17 protein-coding genes are annotated in these 19,908 nt (G+C 70.9%); 15 read left to right on the top strand and 2 right to left on the bottom strand.

Going from position 1 to position 19,908, the window contains the following annotated elements:
• The first annotated feature begins 8 nt into the window (after positions 1 to 8).
• Positions 9 to 911 (top strand): acyl-CoA thioesterase, encoded by a 903-nt coding sequence (locus OG627_RS23130; RefSeq protein WP_329068048.1) that lies wholly within the window; start codon positions 9 to 11, stop codon positions 909 to 911.
• Between the two features lie 31 nt (positions 912 to 942).
• Here the strand turns inward: OG627_RS23130 and OG627_RS23125 are convergent, their stop codons facing one another.
• Positions 943 to 1,722: a phosphatase gene (locus tag OG627_RS23125; RefSeq protein WP_329068046.1), complete on the bottom strand. Its 780-nt coding sequence runs from the start codon at positions 1,720 to 1,722 to the stop codon at positions 943 to 945.
• A gap of 205 nt (positions 1,723 to 1,927) precedes the next feature.
• On the opposite strand from OG627_RS23125, the gene OG627_RS23120 reads away from it, so the two are divergent.
• Positions 1,928 to 2,413 (top strand): peroxiredoxin, encoded by a 486-nt coding sequence (locus tag OG627_RS23120; RefSeq protein WP_329068044.1) that lies wholly within the window; start codon positions 1,928 to 1,930, stop codon positions 2,411 to 2,413.
• A gap of 51 nt (positions 2,414 to 2,464) precedes the next feature.
• Here OG627_RS23120 and OG627_RS23115 read toward each other — a convergent pair whose 3' ends face one another.
• Entirely contained in the window at positions 2,465 to 3,151 is a 687-nt protein-coding gene (locus tag OG627_RS23115; protein WP_329068042.1) for an SACE_7040 family transcriptional regulator, read from the bottom strand.
• A 217-nt stretch (positions 3,152 to 3,368) separates the two neighbouring features.
• On the opposite strand from OG627_RS23115, the gene OG627_RS23110 reads away from it, so the two are divergent.
• The 13 genes from OG627_RS23110 to glmS all read left to right on the top strand — a co-directional run bounded on the left by OG627_RS23110 (position 3,369) and on the right by glmS (position 19,731).
• On the top strand, positions 3,369 to 4,985 hold the full coding sequence (locus OG627_RS23110) for a carboxyl transferase domain-containing protein (protein WP_329068040.1): 1,617 nt from the start codon (positions 3,369 to 3,371) through the stop codon (positions 4,983 to 4,985).
• Between the two features lie 35 nt (positions 4,986 to 5,020).
• Positions 5,021 to 7,093 (top strand): acetyl/propionyl/methylcrotonyl-CoA carboxylase subunit alpha, encoded by a 2,073-nt coding sequence (locus OG627_RS23105; RefSeq protein ID WP_329068038.1) that lies wholly within the window; start codon positions 5,021 to 5,023, stop codon positions 7,091 to 7,093.
• Positions 7,090 to 8,046 carry a hydroxymethylglutaryl-CoA lyase gene (locus OG627_RS23100; protein ID WP_329068036.1) on the top strand — a complete coding sequence of 319 codons (957 nt, stop codon included), beginning with the start codon at positions 7,090 to 7,092 and terminating at the stop codon, positions 8,044 to 8,046. Before OG627_RS23105 ends, OG627_RS23100 begins: the two co-directional genes overlap by 4 nt.
• 8 nt (positions 8,047 to 8,054) lie before the next feature.
• Entirely contained in the window at positions 8,055 to 9,230 is a 1,176-nt protein-coding gene (locus OG627_RS23095; RefSeq protein WP_329068034.1) for an acyl-CoA dehydrogenase family protein, read from the top strand.
• A gap of 144 nt (positions 9,231 to 9,374) precedes the next feature.
• Complete coding sequence (locus OG627_RS23090) at positions 9,375 to 10,217, top strand: ABC transporter substrate-binding protein (RefSeq protein ID WP_329068032.1); 843 nt, start codon at positions 9,375 to 9,377, stop codon at positions 10,215 to 10,217.
• Positions 10,218 to 10,221: 4 nt separating this feature from the next.
• Positions 10,222 to 11,157: a siderophore-interacting protein gene (locus OG627_RS23085; RefSeq protein ID WP_329068029.1), complete on the top strand. Its 936-nt coding sequence runs from the start codon at positions 10,222 to 10,224 to the stop codon at positions 11,155 to 11,157.
• A 161-nt stretch (positions 11,158 to 11,318) separates the two neighbouring features.
• Positions 11,319 to 12,761, top strand: a complete 1,443-nt coding sequence (locus OG627_RS23080) for a pyridoxal phosphate-dependent decarboxylase family protein (RefSeq protein WP_329068027.1) — start codon at positions 11,319 to 11,321, stop codon at positions 12,759 to 12,761.
• Complete coding sequence (locus OG627_RS23075; protein WP_329068025.1) at positions 12,745 to 14,055, top strand: lysine N(6)-hydroxylase/L-ornithine N(5)-oxygenase family protein; 1,311 nt, start codon at positions 12,745 to 12,747, stop codon at positions 14,053 to 14,055. Before OG627_RS23080 ends, OG627_RS23075 begins: the two co-directional genes overlap by 17 nt.
• A complete protein-coding gene (locus OG627_RS23070) occupies positions 14,052 to 14,654 on the top strand; it encodes a GNAT family N-acetyltransferase (protein ID WP_329068023.1) in 603 nt (200 codons plus the stop codon). Before OG627_RS23075 ends, OG627_RS23070 begins: the two co-directional genes overlap by 4 nt.
• Positions 14,651 to 16,459, top strand: coding sequence for an IucA/IucC family protein (locus OG627_RS23065; RefSeq protein WP_329068021.1), 1,809 nt, complete (start codon positions 14,651 to 14,653; stop codon positions 16,457 to 16,459). Before OG627_RS23070 ends, OG627_RS23065 begins: the two co-directional genes overlap by 4 nt.
• A 116-nt stretch (positions 16,460 to 16,575) precedes the next feature.
• Complete coding sequence (locus OG627_RS23060) at positions 16,576 to 17,466, top strand: DUF4429 domain-containing protein (RefSeq protein ID WP_329068019.1); 891 nt, start codon at positions 16,576 to 16,578, stop codon at positions 17,464 to 17,466.
• 67 nt (positions 17,467 to 17,533) lie between these two features.
• A complete protein-coding gene (locus OG627_RS23055; protein WP_329068017.1) occupies positions 17,534 to 17,809 on the top strand; it encodes a hypothetical protein in 276 nt (91 codons plus the stop codon).
• 92 nt (positions 17,810 to 17,901) lie between these two features.
• The gene (glmS, locus tag OG627_RS23050) at positions 17,902 to 19,731 is read left to right on the top strand and encodes a glutamine--fructose-6-phosphate transaminase (isomerizing) (protein WP_329068015.1); all 1,830 of its coding nucleotides are present in this window, start codon (positions 17,902 to 17,904) and stop codon (positions 19,729 to 19,731) included.
• Positions 19,732 to 19,908: the final 177 nt, after the last annotated feature.

Below are 19,908 nucleotides of genomic sequence, written 5' to 3'. Positions count from 1 at the left end.
CACCGGTCATGTCCTCTTCCGACGGTCCCGCCGGCAGTCCCGACGCCCTTGAGGACCTCCTCGATCTGCTCGACCTGGAGCGGATCGAGGAGGACATCTTCCGCGGCCCGAGCCGCTCCGCGGTCGTCCCGCGCGTCTTCGGCGGCCAGGTCGCCGCCCAGGCGATGGTGGCGGCGGGCCGTACGGTCGCCGCCGACCGTACGGCGCACTCCCTGCACGCGTACTTCCTCAGAACGGGCGACCCCGACGCGCCGATCGTCTACACCGTGGACCGGATCAGGGACGGCCGCTCCTTCACCTCGCGCCGGGTCGTCGCGATCCAGCACGGGCAGCCCATCTTCCATCTCTCGGCGTCGTTCCACACGTACGAGGAGGGGCTGGAGCACCAGTCGGAGATGCCGCGGGCGCCGGATCCGGAGACCCTGCCGACGACTGCGGAGACGCTGCCGGGTTACGCCGCCGGGTTCGTCGGCCAGGACGTCGCTGACCGGCTGCTGGAGGCGCGGGCGGCGGTCGATCTGCGCTACGTGGACACGCCGCCCTACGGAAGCGTCGGGACGCCGCGCGAGCCGCGTTCGCAGGTGTGGTTCCGTACGGCCGGGAAGCTGACGGACGATCCCCTGCTGCACATCTGTCTGGCGACCTATGTCTCCGACATGACGCTGCTCGACCCGGTGCTGCTGGCGCACGGCAGGGGCGGATGGGTGACCGGGGACGTGGTGGGCGCGAGTCTGGATCACGCGATGTGGTTCCACCGGCCGTTCCGGGCGGACGAGTGGCTGCTGTACGACCAGACGTCCCCGACGTCCCACGGCGGTCGCGGGCTGGGCCAGGCGCGGATCTTCACGCGGGACGGCGAGCTGGCGATCTCCGTGATCCAGGAGGGCGTGATCCGGGTACCGCGCGACTGAACCGAACAGGGGGCGCGCCGGAGCGCGCGGCTCAGATCAGGCCGGCCTCGTTCAGCAGGTACGCGGTCATCGGGTCGTAGAAGCGGGGGTCCGTCACATGGTCGTCCAGCGGGACCGTCACCTGGAGTGTGCCCTCCGCCTCAGCGAGGAACAGCGCGGGGTCGTTGCAGTCCGCGTAGCCGATGGAGTCGAGCCCGCGCTGGCCCGCGCACCCCGCCCAGCCGTGGTCGGCGACCACCAGGTCGGGACGCGGTCTGCCGTCGCGCTCCAGACCGTCCAGGATCGCCCGCATCGGCTCCGGCGAATGGGTGTGCCAGAGGGTCGCGCCGCGCTCCAGCACCGCGACGTCGGCGAACTGGAAGACCATGCCCTCGTCGGCGGTGAGCCCGCCCGGGATCCGTACGATCTCGCACCCGGCCGCGCGCAGGGCGTCCGCCGTCTGCCGGTGGACATCGAGCAGCCCGCCCGGGTGGCCGGTCGCGAACAGCACGCGCTCCCGGCCCGAGGCGGCCTTCCGCAGCCTGGCGGCCATCCGCTCCAGCGCGTCCACGGTCAGTTCGGGATCGATGGTGTCCTGCCCCGCCCGGTGCTCCGGATCGTCGCTGACCCCGCACCGCTCGGCCATCACGGCGAGCACGTCCTGCTCGTCGGTCCAGCGGTCCCCCAGTTCGAGGCCCAGCCAGTAATGGCGGTCGCCGTTGGCGAGCTTGCGGTAGTGGGAGAGGTTGTTGTCGCGCGGCGTGGCGACGTTTCCCGCGATTCGGGTGCGGACGAGGTGGTCGACGAGGGCGGCGCGGCTGGGTATGGACATGGTGTCCATTGTGCCGTCAGGCGGGCGCGGTGTGCGGGCCGTACCGGCAGCCGCCCGCGGACCCGCCGATCCGCGGGCGGCCCGGCACCGAATACCCGCCGGGGAGTCGCGCGCCGGCTCCCCGTACGTTGCTCGTACGTGCTCGTACGTGCTCGTACGTTCCTTGCGTTCCGCCCTTATGTTCCTCGCAGCTTGGGAGTGACCTGTGGCAGCATCACCCGATCTCGGCCGGCCGGTGGAGGACTTCACCCTGCCGGGCGGTGTCCTCGACGGCGACACCTTCGTACGGCGGGAGTACCGCCTGTCGGAACGGCGCGGACACCCCCTTGTCCTCGCCTTCTACCCCGGCGACGACACCAGCGTCTGCACCAAGCAGCTGTGCTCGTACTCCAGCGGTCTGGAGACCTTCACCGACCTCGGGGCGGAGGTGTGGGGCATCAGCCCGCAGGACGTCGACAGCCATGAGGCGTTCGCCCGTAAGTACGACCTGCGGATTCCGCTGCTCGCCGACACCGACCGGTCCGTGGCGCAGGCGTTCGGGATCGCCGCGCGCGGGATCGGGGTGCGCCGGTCGGTGTTCCTGATCGGTCCTGACGGCGCGCTGCACTGGAAGCATGTGGCGCTGCTCGGCGTGACCTTCCAGCCGGTGGAGACCCTGGCGCGTGAGCTGGCGGGGCTCAAGACCGCCTGAGCCGGAGGCTTTCCTGAGCGGGACGGGCGTCTGATGCCGGCGAGGCCGGTGTCAGACGCCTTCGCCGTCCGCGCGGTCGTTGTCGGCCTCGCGGTGGCCGCCGGCCGCGTGGTGGCCGCCGGCCGCGCCCCCGTCCCCGTCGTCGCCCAGCGCCGCGAACGCGCCGTGCGCGAGGCGGCGCAGCAGGGACTCCGTCGCCGCGCGGCCCGGCGGGCCGCCGCCGTACGGGCCGAGGTGCGGGGTGGAGTTCAGCAGGCCGAAGACGGCGTGGACGGCGCCGCGGGCCCGCGCTTCCGGGACGTGCGGGTACAGCTCCCGTACGACCGTGACCCACAGCTCGACGTACTGCCGCTGGAACTGGCGCACCAGCTTGCGGTCGCTGTCCCGCAGCCGGTCCAGCTCCCGGTCGTGGAGGGTGATCAGCGGGCGGTCGTCGAGGGCGAAGTCGATATGGCCGTCGATCAGCGCGGCGAGCAGAGCCGACGGGTCGCCGTCGGGGCCCGCTTCGCGCACCCGTAGCTTTCCGCCGTCCAGCAGCCGGCTGCTGATGCCGACCAGCAGTTCGGCGAGCATCGCCTCCTTGCCCGCGAAGTGCCGGTACAGCCCGGGACCGCTGATACCGACGGCGGCCCCTATCTCGTCGACCCCGACCCCGTGGAAGCCGCGCTCGGCGAAGAGGCGTGCCGCCTGTTTGAGGATCTGCTCACGGCGGGTCGGCGCCGCGGTCCTGGTGCTCATGAGAAATCATTCTAGACGGCGGGGTTAGCGAGCGTTAACCTGGAGAGACTGAAGTTAACGCTCACTAACTCCCACGTGGGCCGGACCGGGCGGACAGACCGTCGGACTGGGCGCACAGACCGCCGGACCGGGCGGAGGGACCGAAGAGAAACACCGAAGAACCGCAGACCGAAGAACCGAAGACCGTGGAAGAGAAGAAGAAGGGGCGGGGAGAGCGATGCGGCAGGCACCCGTGCTGACGAGCACCGCCGATCCGGCGGCGAGTTCCTGGCGGGCCAACGAGGCGGCCCACGAGGAGCTGGCCGACGCTCTGCGCGCCCGGTTGGCGGCGGCGCGGCTGGGCGGCGGCGAGAAGGCCCGCGCGCGGCACACGGCGCGCGGGAAGCTGCTCCCGCGCGACCGGGTGGACACGCTGCTGGACCCCGGCTCCCCCTTCCTCGAGCTGGCGCCGCTCGCCGCGGAGGGGATGTACGGAGGGGCGGCCCCGGCCGCCGGGGTGATCGCGGGGATCGGCCGGGTCAGCGGCCGGGAGTGCGTGGTGGTCGCCAATGACGCCACGGTCAAGGGGGGCACGTATTACCCGCTGACGGTGAAGAAGCACCTCCGCGCCCAGGAGGTCGCCCTGGAGAACCGGCTCCCGTGCCTGTATCTCGTGGACTCCGGCGGTGCCTTCCTGCCGATGCAGGACGAGGTCTTCCCCGACCGTGACCACTTCGGGCGGATCTTCTACAACCAGGCCAGGATGTCCGGCGCCGGCATCCCGCAGATCGCGGCGGTGCTCGGTTCGTGCACGGCGGGCGGCGCGTACGTCCCGGCGATGAGCGACGAGGCCGTGATCGTGCGCGGCCAGGGGACGATCTTCCTCGGCGGGCCGCCGCTGGTGAAGGCCGCGACGGGCGAGGTCGTCACGGCGGAGGAGCTGGGCGGCGGCGAGGTCCACTCCCGTACGTCGGGGGTCACCGACCACCTCGCGGAGGACGACGCGCACGCGCTGCGGATCGTGCGCACCATCGTCTCCACGCTCCCCGCGCGCGGGGAGCTGCCCTGGTCCGTCGAGCCGGTCGAGGAGCCCAAGGCCGATCCGGCGGGGCTGTACGGGGTGGTGCCGGTCGACTCGCGTACGCCCTACGACGTCCGCGAGGTCATCGCCCGTGTGGTGGACGGCTCGCGGTTCGCCGAGTTCAAGTCCGAGTTCGGTACGACACTGGTCACCGGCTTCGCGCGGATCCACGGCCATCCGGTCGGGATCGTCGCGAACAACGGCATCCTGTTCTCCGAATCGGCCCAGAAGGGCGCGCACTTCATCGAGCTGTGCGACCAGCGCGGGATCCCGCTGCTCTTCCTCCAGAACATCTCCGGCTTCATGGTCGGCCGGGACTACGAGGCGGGCGGCATCGCCAAGCACGGCGCGAAGATGGTCACGGCGGTGGCCTGCGCGCGCGTCCCGAAGCTGACGGTCGTGGTGGGCGGCTCGTACGGGGCGGGCAACTACTCGATGTGCGGCCGGGCCTACTCCCCCCGCTTCCTGTGGATGTGGCCGAACGCCAAGATCTCGGTGATGGGCGGCGAGCAGGCCGCCTCCGTCCTCGCGACCGTCAAGCGCGACCAGATCGAGGGGCGCGGCGAGGAGTGGCCGGCGGCGGACGAGGAGTCCTTCAAGCACCCGATCCGCGCGCAGTACGAGTCCCAGGGCAACGCCTATTACGCGACCGCGCGGCTCTGGGACGACGGGGTGATCGACCCGCTGGAGACCCGGCAGGTGGTGGGTCTGGCCCTGACGGCGTGTGCCAACGCCCCACTGGGCGAGCCGGGCTTCGGCGTCTTCCGGATGTGAGGGCGGCCATGGGAGCGGAAGAGTTGAGGGCGGGAATGTTCGACACGGTTCTGGTCGCCAACCGCGGTGAGATCGCGGTCCGCGTCATCCGCACCCTGCGCGAGCTGGGCGTGCGCTCGGTGGCGGTCTTCAGCGACGCGGACGAGGACGCCCGGCATGTGCGGGAGGCCGACACGGCCGTCCGGATCGGCCCGGCCGCCGCGTCGATGAGCTACCTCTCGATCGACCGGCTGCTGGCGGCTGCGGCCCGCACGGGCGCTGAGGCGGTCCACCCCGGCTACGGCTTCCTCGCGGAGAACGCGGCCTTCGCCAGGGCGTGCGCGGACGCGGGGCTGGTGTTCATCGGGCCACCCGCCTCAGCGATCGAGCTGATGGGGGACAAGATCCGCGCCAAGGAGTCGGTGCGGGCGGCCGGGGTCCCGGTGGTGCCCGGCTCCTCGGGCAGCGGGCTGAGCGACGCCGAGCTGGCGGACGCCGCGGGCGCGATCGGGATGCCGGTGCTGCTGAAGCCGTCTGCGGGCGGCGGCGGCAAGGGCATGCGGCTGGTGCGCTCCGAGTCGGTCCTCGCCGAGGAGATCGCGGCGGCCCGCCGCGAGGCGCGCTCCTCCTTCGGGGACGACACGCTGCTGGTGGAGCGGTGGGTGGACCGCCCGCGCCATATCGAGATCCAGATCCTGGCGGACTCCTTCGGGAACGTGGTGCATCTGGGCGAGCGCGAGTGCTCGCTCCAGCGCCGGCACCAGAAGGTCGTCGAGGAGGCGCCGTCCGTCCTGCTGGACGAGGCGACCCGCGCGGCGATGGGCGAGGCGGCGGTGCGGGCGGCGCGCTCCTGCGGGTACGCGGGCGCGGGGACGGTCGAGTTCATCGTCCCGGGCCGGGACCCCGCGTCGTACTTCTTCATGGAGATGAACACCCGCCTCCAGGTCGAGCACCCCGTCACCGAGCTGATCACCGGCCTGGACCTGGTGGAGTGGCAGCTGCGCGTCGCCGCCGGGGAGAAGCTCCCCTTCGCGCAGGACGACATCACCTTCACCGGCCACGCGGTGGAGGCACGGCTGTGCGCCGAGGATCCGGGCCGGGACTTCCTGCCCTCGGGCGGTACGGTGCTGGCCCTGAGCGAGGCGGGCGGCGAGGGCGTGCGGACGGACTCGGGCCTCGGCGAGGGCACCGAGGTCGGCTCCCGGTACGACCCGATGCTCGCCAAGATCATCGCCCACGGCCCCGACCGGCCCACGGCCCTGCGCCGGCTGCGCGCGGCCCTCGCGGAGACGGTCACCCTGGGCGTCCCGACCAACGCGGGGTTCCTGCGCCGGCTGCTGGCCCACCCGGCGGTGGTCGCGGGCGACCTGGACACGGGGCTGGTCGAGCGCGAGGCGGCGGGGCTGGTGGACGACGCGGTCCCGCCGGAGGTCTACGCGGCGGCGGCGGCGGTCCGCCAGGTGAGGCTGGAGCCGTCCCCGGCCGAGCCGTCCCCGCTCGCCGCCCCGGGCACGGGATGGGTGGACCCCTTCTCCGTACCGAGCGGCTGGCGCCTGGGCGGTGACCCGCATCCCGTGGTGCACCGGCTGCGGATCGCGGGACATGAGCCCGTGGCGCACCGGATGCGGCCGGAGGACCGGTTCCGCGTCGGGCCCGGCCGCGTCACCGTCACCGTGGACGGGGTGACGCACACCTTCCACCGGGCCGGTGACTGGCTCGGCAGAGACGGCGACAGCTGGCACGTCCAGGACCACGACCCCGTCGAGGCGGCGCTGCGCGGAGCGGCCGGAGGAGCGGGGGCCGGTTCGCTGACGGCGCCCATGCCCGGGACCGTCACCGTCGTGAAGGTGGCCGTCGGGGACGAGGTGACGGCCGGTCAGAGCCTGCTGGTCGTGGAGGCGATGAAGATGGAGCACGTCATCTCCGCGCCGGTCGCTGGCACCGTCAGCGAGCTGGACGTCACCCCCGGCTCGACGGTCGCCATGGACCAGGTGCTGGCGGTGGTCACCCCGGCCCCGGTCTCAGAGGCCGCCGCTCCGGTCTCAGAGGCGGCCGGCCCGGCCGCACAAGCCGCCACCCCGGCCGCAGAGGCCGCCACCGCCACCGCGCCCAAGGAGGAGGCGTCATGACCGACGGGCTGCCCATGACCGTTCCCGCGTCCGGGCTGCCTTCCCGGGTCCGTATCCACGAGGTGGGCGCGCGGGACGGCCTCCAGAACGAGAAGGCGACCGTACCGACCGAGGTCAAGGCGGAGTTCATCCACCGGCTCGCGGACGCCGGGCTGACCACCATCGAGGCGACCAGCTTCGTGCATCCCAAGTGGGTGCCCCAACTGGCCGACGCCGAGGACCTCTTCCCGCTCCTCGGTGACCTCGACGGCGTCGAGCTGCCCGTCCTCGTGCCGAACGCGCGCGGACTGGACCGCGCCCTCGCGCTCGGCGCCCGCCGTATCGCGGTGTTCGGCAGCGCCACCGAGTCGTTCGCGCGCGCCAATCTCAACCGGTCCGTGGACGAGTCGCTCGCCATGTTCGCGCCGGTGGTCGCCCGGGCCCGCGCGGAGGGCGTCCACGTCCGGGGCTATCTCTCCATGTGCTTCGGCGATCCCTGGGAGGGCGCGGTCCCCGTCGCCCAGGTGGTGCGGACCGCCAAGTCCCTGCTGGATCTGGGGTGTGACGAGCTGAGCCTCGGCGACACCATCGGCGTCGCCACCCCCGGCCATGTGGCGGCGCTGCTCACCGGGCTGGCCGAGCGGGGCGTGGCGGCCGGGGCGGTCGGAGTGCACTTCCACGACACCTACGGCCAGGCCCTCGCCAACACCCTGGTCGCGCTCCAGCACGGCGTGACCACCGTGGACGCCTCCGCCGGCGGCCTCGGTGGCTGCCCGTACGCGAAGAGCGCCACCGGGAATCTCGCCACCGAGGACCTCGTGTGGATGCTCGACGGCCTCGGTGTCGAAACCGGGGTCGACCTCGGCCGGCTCACCGCCACCAGCGTCTGGCTGGCCGGCCGGCTGGGCCGTCCCAGCCCGTCCCGTACCGTCCGCGCGCTGGCACCGGATCAGGCGCAGTCCCCCGAGGAGTGACCCCCGCCATGTCCCTGGACCACCGGCTCTCCGCCGAACACGAAGAACTGCGCCGCACCGTCGAGGCGTTCGCGCACGATGTGGTCGCGCCCAAGATCGGCGACTACTACGAGCGCCACGAGTTCCCGTACGAGATCGTGCGGGAGATGGGGCGGATGGGGCTGTTCGGGCTGCCGTTCCCCGAGGAGTACGGCGGCATGGGCGGTGACTATCTCGCCCTCGGTATCGCCCTTGAGGAGCTGGCCCGGGTCGACTCCTCGGTGGCGATCACGTTGGAGGCCGGTGTCTCGCTCGGCGCGATGCCGGTGTACCGCTTCGGTACGGAGGAGCAGAAGCGCGCGTGGCTGCCGAGTCTGTGCGCGGGCGAGCAGCTCGGCGCGTTCGGGCTGACCGAGCCCGACTGCGGCTCCGACGCGGGCGGCACCCGCACCACGGCCGTGCGGGACGGCGACGAGTGGGTGATCAACGGCAGCAAGTGCTTCATCACCAACTCCGGTACGGACATCACCGGCCTCGTCACGGTCACGGCCGTCACCGGCCACAAGGCCGCGTCCGGTTCCGCCGGCACCCGTCCGGAGATCTCCGCGATCATCGTGCCGTCCGGCACCCCCGGCTTCACCGTCTCCGCCCCCTACTCCAAGGTCGGCTGGAACGCGTCGGACACCCGTGAGCTGTCGTTCGCGGACGTCCGGGTCCCGCTGACGAATCTGCTCGGCGAGGAGGGGCGCGGGTACGCGCAGTTCCTGCGCATCCTGGACGAGGGCCGGATCGCGATCTCCGCGCTGGCCACCGGTCTCGCCCAGGGGTGCGTGGACGAATCCGTGTCGTACGCGAAGGAGCGGCACGCCTTCGGCCGGCCGATCGGCGCCAACCAGGCCATCCAGTTCAAGATCGCCGACATGGAGACGCGCGCGCACATGGCGCGCATCGGGTGGCGGGACGCCGCCTCCCGGCTCACGCACGGTCAGCCGTTCAAGAAGGAGGCGGCCATCGCGAAGCTCTACTCCTCGACGGTCGCCGTGGACAACGCCCGCGAGGCCACGCAGATCCACGGGGGCTACGGCTTCATGAATGAATATCCCGTGGCCAGGATGTGGCGCGACTCCAAGATCCTGGAGATCGGCGAGGGCACGAGCGAGGTCCAGCGGATGCTGATCGCACGGGAATTGGGCCTGACGGGGTGAGATGACGGACGGGCGTTCCGGCGCCCGTCCGGCGTGCGGCGAGCGGGCCGGTTAAAGGCGCTCTGGGCGATTCAGTGAGGTTAGGCTAACCTGCCTTCGAACTGTCATCGACCGGACATCTGTGCGCCCAGAGAGCTGATCACCATGCGTGAGCCCCGAGTCCCCTCTCTCACCCGCCGCGGACTGCTGGCGGCCGGCGGCGCCGGCCTCGGTGCCGCGCTCGCCGCCTGCGGTGGCGACAGAGGCGCCACGAGCGGCTCGGGCTCGACGAAGGTCACGGGCAGAACCGGCCCGTGGTCGCTCACAGACGACCGGGGCAGGACCGACAAGGCCGACCGCGTCCCCGAGAACATCGTCGCGTTCGTCGGTACGGCCGCCGCGCTGCACGACTACGGAGTCCAGGTCAAAGGCGTGTTCGGCCCGACGAGGACGGCGAACGGCAAGCCCGACGTCCAGGCGGGCGATCTCGACACCTCCAAGGCCAAGATCCTCGGCCTCGCGCCGAGCGTCGCCCTCCGGGCGGCCGGGACCACGCTGCCCAAGGCGATCCAGCGCCACGCGGAACTGGCCGCGCCCCTGGGCGCCGAGCTGAGGACGGCGAAGGTCACGGAGGCGAAGGCGCGCTTCGATTCGGCCGGCCAGGACCTCTTCTATGTCTCCCTCGCCAAGATGTCCGCCGACACCCGCTACTTCGAGCAGCTGGGCGTGCGGTTCGTGCGCCCCAAGGTGGACGCGCAGGGCTTCTTCGAGGATCTGAGCCGGGAGAACGTCGGCAAGTACGACGCCGACATCATCATGATGGACAACCGCTCCTCGGCCCTCCGGCCCCACGCGCTGAAGTCCAGGCCGACCTGGGAGCAGCTGCCCGCCGTCAAGGCCGGGCAGGTCATCGCACGGACCACCGAGCCCATGTTCTCGTACGACAAGTGCGCCCCGATTCTTGACGATCTGGCCCAGGCCATCGAGACCGCGAAGAAGGTCGGCTGACCCCATGACGATCACTGAGACCGCTCCGCCGAAGAGGGCCGCGGCGAAGACCGCCGCCGCCACCGCGACCGCCGAGGTCGCCGCCACCGCCGCGACCGCGCCCGCGTCCGCCGCCACCGCACCGTTCCGCTTCTTCTCCCTCCAGGTCGTCAGGGTGCGGCGGCTCAGTCCGTCCATGGTCCGGATCACCTTCGGCGGCGCGGACCTCGCCGGCTTCGCCGCCGGCGGCCGTGACCAGAGCCTCTCGCTCTTCCTGCCGCATCCGGGCCAGCCCGCGCCCGTCGTCCCGGTCGAGCGGGGCGACGGCTGGTGGGCGGCGTGGCGGGCGCTGCCCGAGGACGTACGGGCCGTGATGCGCTCGTACACCCTGCGCGAGCAGCGCCGGGATCCCGACGAGGCGGACATCGACTTCGCGCTGCACCCCGACGGCGGGCCGGCCTGCCGGTGGGCGGCGCGGGCGTCGGCCGGGGACCGGGTGCTGGTGCTGGGCCCGGCCGTGGCGGACAACACCGCCGTGCGCTTCCGGCCGCCGGCCGACGCCGACTCCGTACTGATCTGGGCGGACGAGACGGCGCTGCCCGCCGCGTCCGCGATCCTGGAGTGGCTGCCCGCCCATCTCACGGCGGATGTCTGGCTGGAGGTGGAGCACAGCGCCGACCGGCGGCCGCTGCGCACCGCCGCCGACGCCCGGATCACCTGGCTGGTGCGGGAGGAGGGCGCGCCCGGCGCGCTGGAGGCCGTACGGGCGGCCCGGCCGCGCGGCAGCAAGCCGTACGCGTGGATCGCCGGGGAGTCGGGCACGGTCAAGGAGTTGCGCCGCCATCTGGTGCGCGAGCGCGAACTCGACCGCAGGCGCGTCACGTTCGTCGGTTACTGGCGGCGCGGGCTGAGCGAGGAGCAGCTGCGGGAGGCGGCCGCGGCGAGCACCGCGGCCGCGTAACAGCCATGTGAAACGGACGTGTCGAGTGCGCGACGAGAGTCACACCGCGGCCGCGTTGAGTAATGAAGTTAGGTTAGGCTAACTTAACTTCCACCTCGCGCTCTCGTCCCTCATCCCTGTCCTGAGAGCGCGACGACACCCCCACATCCGGGAGGACCTTGATGCGTGCGCACCTGCTCAATGACACGACGGCGGAGCGCTACCGGCGCTCCGTCACCGAAGGAGTCGAGCGGGTGGCGGCCCAACTGGCCGCTACGCGAAAGCCGTTCAGTGGAGTGACCCCCGACGCGCTGGCCCCCGTGGTCGACGCCGTCGATCTGGACCGGCCGCTGGGCGACGCCTCGGCGGCGCTGGACGAGCTGGAGCGCGTCTATCTGCGCGACGCGGTCTACTTCCACCACCCCCGCTATCTCGCCCATCTCAACTGCCCCGTGGTCATACCCGCCGTCCTCGGCGAAACGGTCCTCTCGGCCGTCAACTCCTCGCTCGACACCTGGGACCAGAGCGCGGGCGGCACGCTCATCGAGCGCAAACTGATCGACTGGACCACCGCCAGGATCGGCCTCGGCGACAGCGCCGACGGCGTCTTCACCAGCGGCGGCACCCAGTCCAACCTCCAGGCCCTGCTGCTCGCCCGCGAGGAGACCAAGGCCGAGGAGCTGACGAAACTGCGCGTCTTCGCCTCCGAGTGCAGCCACTTCAGCGTCCAGAAGTCGGCCACGCTGCTCGGGCTCGGCCCCGACGCCGTGGTGTCGATCCCCTGCGACCGCGAGAAGCGCATGCAGACCGTCGCCCTCGCCGCCGAGCTGGAGCGCTGCCGCGCCGAGGGGCTGACGCCGATGGCGGTCGTCGCCACCGCCGGCACCACCGACTTCGGCTCCATCGACCCGCTGCCGGAGATCGCCGCGCTCTGCGAGCAGTTCGACACCTGGCTGCACGTCGACGCGGCGTACGGCTGCGGGCTGCTCGCCTCCCCCACCCGGCGCGGGCTGCTCACCGGCATCGAGCACGCCGACTCCGTCACCGTCGACTACCACAAGTCCTTCTTCCAGCCGGTGAGTTCCTCGGCCGTGCTGGTACGGGACGGAGCCACCCTGCGGCACGCCACGTACCACGCGGACTACCTCAACCCGCGCCGGACGATCGAGGAGCGCATCCCCAACCAGGTCGACAAGTCGCTCCAGACCACCCGGCGCTTCGACGCCCTCAAACTGTGGATGACCCTGCGCGTGATGGGCGCGGACGGCATCGGCCAGCTCTTCGACGAGGTCTGCGACCTGGCCGCCGAGGGCTGGCAGCTGCTCGCCGCCGACCCCCGCTACGACGTCGTCGTGGAGCCCAGCCTCTCCACCCTCGTCTTCCGCTACATCCCCGAGCGCATCACCAGCCCCACCGAGATCGACCGGGCCAACCTGCACGCCCGCAAAGCCCTCTTCGCCTCCGGCGAGGCGGTGGTCGCCGGAACCTCCGTCGGCGGCCGTCAGTACCTGAAGTTCACCCTGCTCAACCCCGAGACCACCGTGCGGGACATCGCCGCCGTCCTCGATCTGATCGCCGGCCACGCCGAGCAGTACCTGGGAGAGAACCTTGTCCACGCGTCCTGACCACCGGGAGCCGAACGCGCCCTACGACTTCGTCGGCATCGGACTCGGCCCGTTCAATCTCGGCCTCGCCTGCCTGACCGAGCCCATAGACGAACTCGACGGGGTCTTCCTGGAGTCCAAACCGGACTTCGAATGGCACTCGGGGATGTTCCTCGAAGGCGCCCACCTCCAGACCCCGTTCCTCTCCGACCTGGTCACCCTGGCCGACCCGACCTCGCCGTACTCCTTCCTGAACTACCTCAAGGAGTCCGGGCGGCTGTACTCGTTCTACATCCGCGAGAACTTCTATCCGCTGCGCGTCGAGTACAACGACTACTGCCGCTGGGCCGCCGCGAAACTCTCCAACGTGCGCTTCAACCGGACGGTGACCTCGGTCTCGTACGACGAGAGCGACGAGCTGTACGTGATCACCACCGGGGACGAGACGTACCGCGCCCGGCGTCTCGTGCTGGGCACCGGCACCCCGCCGTACATCCCGGACTCCTGCCGGGACCTCGGCGGCGACTTCCTGCACAACTCCCGCTATGTCCAGGGGAAGGCGGAACTCCAGAAGAAGGACTCCATCACCCTGGTCGGCAGCGGGCAGAGTGCGGCGGAGATCTACTACGACCTGCTCTCCGAGATCGACGTCCACGGCTACCGGCTGAACTGGATCACCCGCTCCGCGCGGTTCTTCCCGCTCGAATACACCAAGCTGACGCTGGAGATGACCTCCCCGGAGTACATCGACTACTTCCACGCGCTGCCGGAGGCCACCCGCTACCGGCTGGAGGCGGGCCAGAAGGGTCTGTTCAAGGGCATCGACTCGGAGCTGATCAACGAGATCTTCGATCTGCTCTACCAGAAGAACCTCAAGGGCCCGGTGCCCACGCGGCTGATCGCCAACACCGCGCTGCACTCGGCCGCGTACACGTCCGAGAGCGGCACGTACACGCTGGGGCTGCGCCAGGAGGAGCAGGAGCGGGACTTCTCGCTCAGCACCCAGGGGCTGGTCCTCGCCACCGGGTACAAGTACGTCACCCCGGAGTTCCTGGCGCCGGTCGCCGACCGGCTGCGCCTCGACGGGCAGGGCCGCTTCGACGTCGCCCGCAACTACAGCATCGACACGACCGGGCGCGGGGTCTTCCTCCAGAACGCCGGCGTGCACACGCACAGCATCACCTCGCCCGACCTGGGCATGGGCCCGTACCGCAACGCGTACATCATCGGTGAGCTGCTGGGACGCGAGTACTACCCGGTGGAGAAGGCCATCGCGTTCCAGGAGTTCTCCGCGCCGGAGGGCGATGTCATATGAGCGAGCCCAGGACCGGGACCGGGACCGAGGAGATCCTGTACGGGCGCACCGACGAGCGGCTGGGCCGCTTCGAGGTACGCGCCGTCGATCCGTTCCGCGACGCGGAGCTGCTGCACAGCTGGGTCACCCACCCCAAGGCGGCCTACTGGCTGATGCAGGACGCCTCGCTGCCCGACGTCGAGCGCGAGTACATGTCGATCGCCGCCGCCGGCAACCACGACGCCTTCATCGGCCTCCACGAGGGCGGGCCCGCCTTCCTCATCGAGCGCTACGACCCGGCGGAGGTGGAGCTGAAGGGGCTGTACGACGCCCAGCCCGGCGACATCGGGATGCACTTCCTCGTCGCACCGGTCGACACCGACCGGCGGCTGCACGGCTTCACCCTGGCCGTGATCACCACGGTGATGGAACTGCTCTTCGACGACCCCTCCGTGGACCGCGTGGTCGTCGAGCCCGATGTACGCAACACCGCCGTGCACGCCCTCAACGAGGCCGTCGGCTTCCGGGTCGTGGAAAAGCTCGCGAAGCCGGAGAAGGAAGCCCTGCTGAGCGTGTGTACGCGTGAGATGTTCCTGGCCGCACGAGGAGTCACCCGATGAGCCGACCGACCCACCCCACCGATGTGACCGGCAGTGTCTCGCATCTGACCCCCGCGCTCTGGGAACAGGCGGGACGGCTGCTGATCCGCAAGGCCCTCGCCGAGTTCTCCCACGAGCGCATCCTGACCCCCGAGCAGCTGGGCGAGGACCGCTACCGGATCCTGAGCGACGACGGCGCGACCGAGTACCGCTTCACCGCGCGCCGGTTCGCCCTCGACCACTGGCAGATCCCCGCCGACTCGATCGAGCGGCGCCGCGCGGAGGCCGAACTCCCGCTGGACGCGCTGGACTTCTTCATCGAGCTGCGCGAGACGCTCGGGCTGTCCGCCGCGATCCTGCCGGTCTATCTGGAGGAGATCTCCTCCACGCTCGCCGGCACGGCGTACAAACTCACCAAGAAGCCGGTGACCTCGGCGGAGCTGGCCACCGCCGGGTTCCAGGAGATCGAGACGGGGATGACCGAGGGCCACCCCTGTTTCGTCGCCAACAACGGACGGCTCGGCTTCGGCGTCGACGAGTACCGCGCGTACGCCCCCGAGACCGCCAGCCCGCTCCGGCTGGTCTGGCTCGCGGCCCGCCGCGACCGCGCCACCTTCACGGCGGGCGCCGGGCTCGACTACGCGTCGCTGATCCGCGAGGAGCTGTCGGCCGGGACCCTGGAGCGGTTCGACACGGTCCTGCGCGGGCAGGGCCTCGATCCGGACGACTTCTTCCTGATCCCGGTGCACCCCTGGCAGTGGTGGAACAAACTGTCCGTGACCTTCGCGGCCGAGCTGGGCCGGCAGTATCTGGTCTGCCTCGGCGAGGGCGACGACAGCTATCTGGCCCAGCAGTCGATCCGTACGTTCTTCAACACGAGCGACCCGGCCAAGCACTACGTCAAAACCGCGCTGTCCGTCCTCAACATGGGCTTCATGCGCGGGCTCTCCGCCGCCTACATGGAGGCCACGCCCGCCATCAACGACTGGCTCGCGGGCCTGATCGAGCGCGACGACGTCCTGCGGGCGGCCCGCTTCTCGATCATCCGGGAGCGGGCGGCCATCGGCTACCACCACCGCCAGTACGAGGCGGCCACCGCCAAGGGCTCCCCGTACCTGAAAATGCTGGCCGCGCTCTGGCGCGAGAGCCCCGTACCGTCGCTCCAGGGGCGTGAGCGGCTCTCCACGATGGCGTCGCTGCTCCACGTCGACCGGGAGGGCGGCTCCTTCGCGGGCGCGCTGATCGCCGAGTCGGGGCTCACGCCGCAGGAGTGGCTGCGCGGCTATCTGGACGCGTACCTCGTGCCGGTGCTGCACTCCTTCTACGCGTACGACCTGGTGTTCATGCCGCACGGCGAGAACGTGATCCTGGTCATCGAGGACGGCGCCGTCCAGCGGGCGATCTTCAAGGACATCGCCGAGGAGATCGCGGTGATGGACCCGGACGCGGTGGTGCCGCCGACGGTCGAGCGCATCCGCGCGGACATCCCCGAGGACATGAAGATCCTCTCGGTCCTCACCGACGTCTTCGACTGCTTCTTCCGCTTCCTGAGCGCGGAGCTGGTCTCGGACGGGGCGCTGTCCGACGAGGAGACCTTCTGGCGGGCGGTCGCCGACTGCGTACGGCGCTACCAGGCGTCCGTACCGCAGCTCGCGGACAAATTCCGGCAGTACGACCTGTTCGCGGGCGAGTTCGCGCTGTCCTGCCTCAACCGGCTCCAGCTGCGCAACAACGAGCAGATGGTCGACATCACGGACCCGGCGGGCGCGCTCCAGCTCGTCGGCACCCTGGACAACCCGATCGCGCGGTTCGCCGACGCGTCGTAGGAGCCGTACGAACGGCACCGAGGGGTACGAACGGCACGAGCCGGGCGGGCGTCGGAAGTTTGGCAGAGCTTCCGATGCCCGCCCTTGTCCGTACCCGGTCCTGGGAGAATCGCCGCATGGCGGAAATCATCCAGAAGGACGGCACCTGGACCTTCGACGGGGACGCGGTCCGCATCGTGCCCGGCCGGGACAGGAACGTGAGCCCACTGCGCGCCACCGTCGGCGAGGTCGCCGTGCCGCTCCAGGCCCTGGCGGGGATCTCCTTCGAGCCGGGACGCACATCCGGACGGCTGCGGCTGCGCCTGCGGGACGGCGCCGACCCGCTGCTCCAGGTCGCGAGCGGGCGGCTGGCGGAGGGCGTGGATCCGTATCAGCTGACCGTGGAGAGCGACCGCACGGGCGTCGCCGAGTATCTGGTGGACGAGGTGCGCAACGCGCTGCTGCTCGACGAGGTGGATCCCGGGCCCGCGGACCGCTATCTGCTGCCGGGACCCTCGTTGCCGATCACGGTGGGCGCGGGCGACGCGACCGTCACCTTCGACGGCGAGCGGATCAAGCTGGAGTGGAACTGGAAGACCGTGGAGTCGAAGTCCTCCGGAGGTCCGCGCACGCTGGCGCTCAGCGACGTGCGCGGGGTGGAGTGGCGGCCGAACGTGGGGCTGGAGAACGGCTTTCTGCGCTTCCTGGTCGCCGGGTCTCCCGCCTCGACACCGCCGAAGTACGACCCGAACGCGGTGGAGCTGTGGGGATTCAAGAAGGATCCGCTGATGGCCCTGGTCGGAGCGGCGGTGGTGGCGCGGCTGCCGCACCCGCGCGCGGCGGAGAGGGCGGAGGCAGCGGGGACGGCGGGGGCGGGAGTGACGACTGGGACGGAAGTGACGGCCGGCGGGGGCGACCATGACGCGCTGCTGCGCAGACTGCGGGAGCTGGGCGAGCTGCATCAGTCGGGGATCCTGACCGCCGAGGAGTTCAGTGCCGCCAAACAGGCCGTACTGAAGAGGCTCTAAGGATGAATCCTGCCCGATTCCGGGCAGGATTCTTGCAAACGTCCGCATCGCCCAGCAATATCAACGGGTGCCCGAACGCCGTCCGTCGTACGACGACCTCATCGACCACCTGGTCCGCTCCACCGCGCTCCAGCGCGGCGAGGCGGCCCGGGTGGTGCTCGACGTGCTGGCGTACTTCGACGAGACGACCGAGGAGTTCGTACGCCGCCGCCACCGCGAGATGCAGTCGGGCGGCGGCACGAACGCGGAGATCTTCGAACGCGTCGCCGCCGAGCTGCCGCACCGCGCCGTGGCACCCCCGGAGCTGTCGCTCCGGCAGCTGCGCCGCATCGTCTACGGCTGAGATCCGCGGCCGAGATCTACGGCCGAGATCTACGGCCGAGATCTACGGCCGAGACCGGGCACAGACCATTCATCAGGAGGGGCAGAGACTGTATGTGCGGAATTGTCGGATACATCGGTAGGCGTGATGTGGCACCGCTGCTGCTGGAGGGACTCCAGCGACTGGAGTACCGCGGATACGACTCCGCGGGCATCGTCATCACCGGCAAGCCGACCGCGGGCAAGGCGGCCACGCTGAAGATGGTCAAGGCCAAGGGCCGCGTCCGCGAGCTGGAGGCCCGTGTCCCCAAGCGCTTCACCGGCACCACCGGCATCGCACACACCCGCTGGGCCACGCACGGCGCCCCGAGCGACGAGAACGCCCATCCGCACATGGACCCCGAGGGCAAGGTCGCCCTCGTCCACAACGGCATCATCGACAACGCCTCCGAGCTGCGCGTGAAGCTGGAGGCGGACGGGGTGGCGTTCCTCTCCGAGACCGACACCGAGGTGGTGACCCATCTCATCGCCCGCTCCCAGGCCCCGACGCTGGAGGAGAAGGTCCGTCAGGCGCTCCAGCTGATCGAGGGCACGTACGGCATCGCCGTCATGCACGCCGACTTCGCGGACCGCATCGTCGTGGCCCGCAACGGCTCCCCGGTGGTGCTCGGCATCGGCGAGAAGGAGATGTTCGTCGCCTCCGACGTGGCGGCGCTGGTCTCCCACACCCGCCAGGTCGTGACGCTGGACGACGGCGAGATGGCCACCCTCAAGGCCGACGACTTCCGTACGTACACGACCGAGGGCTCGACCACCTCGACCACGCCGACCACGGTGGAGTGGGAGGCCGAGTCGTACGACATGGGCGGCCACGACACCTACATGCACAAGGAGATCTCCGAGCAGGCCGACGCCGTGGACCGCGTGCTGCGCGGCCGGATCGACGACCGGTTCTCCACCGTGCACCTGGGCGGGCTCAATCTGGACGCCCGCGAGGCGCGCGGGGTGCGCCGGATCAAGATCCTCGGCTGCGGCACCTCGTACCACGCGGGCCTGATCGGCGCGCAGTTGATCGAGGAGCTGGCCCGGATCCCCGCCGACGCCGAGCCGGCCTCCGAGTTCCGCTACCGCAACCCGGTCGTGGACCCCGACACGCTGTACGTCGCGGTGTCCCAGTCCGGCGAGACGTACGACGTGCTGGCGGCGGTGCAGGAGCTGAAGCGCAAGGGCGCCCGGGTGCTGGGCGTGGTGAACGTCGTCGGCTCGGCGATCGCCCGGGAGACCGACGGCGGGGTGTACGTGCACGCGGGTCCCGAGGTCTGTGTCGTCTCCACCAAGTGCTTCACCAACACGGTCGTCTCGTTCGCGCTGCTGGCGCTGCACCTGGGCCGGATCCGGGACCTGTCGGTCGCGGACGGCAAGCGGATCATCGCGGGGCTGCGCAGGCTGCCCGCCCAGATCGCCGAGATCCTGGAGACGGAGGGCGACATCGAGAAGCTGGCTGCGCAGTACGCGCAGGCCAGTTCGATGATGTTCATCGGGCGGGTGCGCGGGTATCCGGTGGCGCTGGAGGCGTCGCTGAAGCTCAAGGAGATCTCGTACATCCACGCCGAGGCGTACCCGGCCTCGGAGCTGAAGCACGGGCCGCTCGCGCTGATCGAGCCGGCGCTGCCGACGATCGCGATCGTGCCCGACGACGATCTGCTGGAGAAGAACCGGGCGGCGCTGGAGGAGATCAAGGCGCGCAGCGGTCCGATCCTGGCGGTGGCACACCGGCACCAGGAGAAGGCCGACCACACGATCGTCGTACCGAAGAACGAGACGGAGCTGGACCCGATCCTGATGGGCATCCCGCTCCAACTGCTGGCGTACCACACGGCGCTGGCGCTGGGCCGGGACATCGACAAGCCGCGCAACCTCGCGAAGTCCGTGACGGTCGAGTAGCCGCCGGGCCGCTTCCGCTTCCGCTTTTCCGCCCCGTCCACCGGGGTGAGAGCGCCCCCAGCGCGTGCCACCCGTCACACTGGGGGCGCTCTCCGGAAGAGGCCGATGCTTGCCCGAGCACCGGCCCGCGGCTGTCTGGCACCATTTCCGTACCTCTCAGCGGCCGTTATGTACCCT

Source organism: Streptomyces sp. NBC_01429, assembly GCF_036231945.1.
Classification (GTDB): domain Bacteria; phylum Actinomycetota; class Actinomycetes; order Streptomycetales; family Streptomycetaceae; genus Streptomyces.
The sequence above is the reverse complement of the archived record's forward strand: the minus strand, read 5'-3'. Positions and strand labels throughout refer to the sequence as shown.

Coding starts and splice junctions, on each gene's coding strand:
- OG627_RS23105 (WP_329068038.1), top strand. CDS start 5,021: ATGTTCGACACGGTTCTGGTCGCCAACCGCGGTGAGATCGCGGTCCGC.
- OG627_RS23060 (WP_329068019.1), top strand. CDS start 16,576: ATGGCGGAAATCATCCAGAAGGACGGCACCTGGACCTTCGACGGGGAC.
- OG627_RS23070 (WP_329068023.1), top strand. CDS start 14,052: ATGAGCGAGCCCAGGACCGGGACCGGGACCGAGGAGATCCTGTACGGG.
- OG627_RS23100 (WP_329068036.1), top strand. CDS start 7,090: ATGACCGACGGGCTGCCCATGACCGTTCCCGCGTCCGGGCTGCCTTCC.
- OG627_RS23115 (WP_329068042.1), bottom strand. CDS start 3,151: ATGAGCACCAGGACCGCGGCGCCGACCCGCCGTGAGCAGATCCTCAAA.
- OG627_RS23090 (WP_329068032.1), top strand. CDS start 9,375: ATGCGTGAGCCCCGAGTCCCCTCTCTCACCCGCCGCGGACTGCTGGCG.
- OG627_RS23065 (WP_329068021.1), top strand. CDS start 14,651: ATGAGCCGACCGACCCACCCCACCGATGTGACCGGCAGTGTCTCGCAT.
- glmS (WP_329068015.1), top strand. CDS start 17,902: ATGTGCGGAATTGTCGGATACATCGGTAGGCGTGATGTGGCACCGCTG.
- OG627_RS23125 (WP_329068046.1), bottom strand. CDS start 1,722: ATGTCCATACCCAGCCGCGCCGCCCTCGTCGACCACCTCGTCCGCACC.
- OG627_RS23130 (WP_329068048.1), top strand. CDS start 9: ATGTCCTCTTCCGACGGTCCCGCCGGCAGTCCCGACGCCCTTGAGGAC.
- OG627_RS23085 (WP_329068029.1), top strand. CDS start 10,222: ATGACGATCACTGAGACCGCTCCGCCGAAGAGGGCCGCGGCGAAGACC.
- OG627_RS23095 (WP_329068034.1), top strand. CDS start 8,055: ATGTCCCTGGACCACCGGCTCTCCGCCGAACACGAAGAACTGCGCCGC.
- OG627_RS23110 (WP_329068040.1), top strand. CDS start 3,369: ATGCGGCAGGCACCCGTGCTGACGAGCACCGCCGATCCGGCGGCGAGT.
- OG627_RS23080 (WP_329068027.1), top strand. CDS start 11,319: ATGCGTGCGCACCTGCTCAATGACACGACGGCGGAGCGCTACCGGCGC.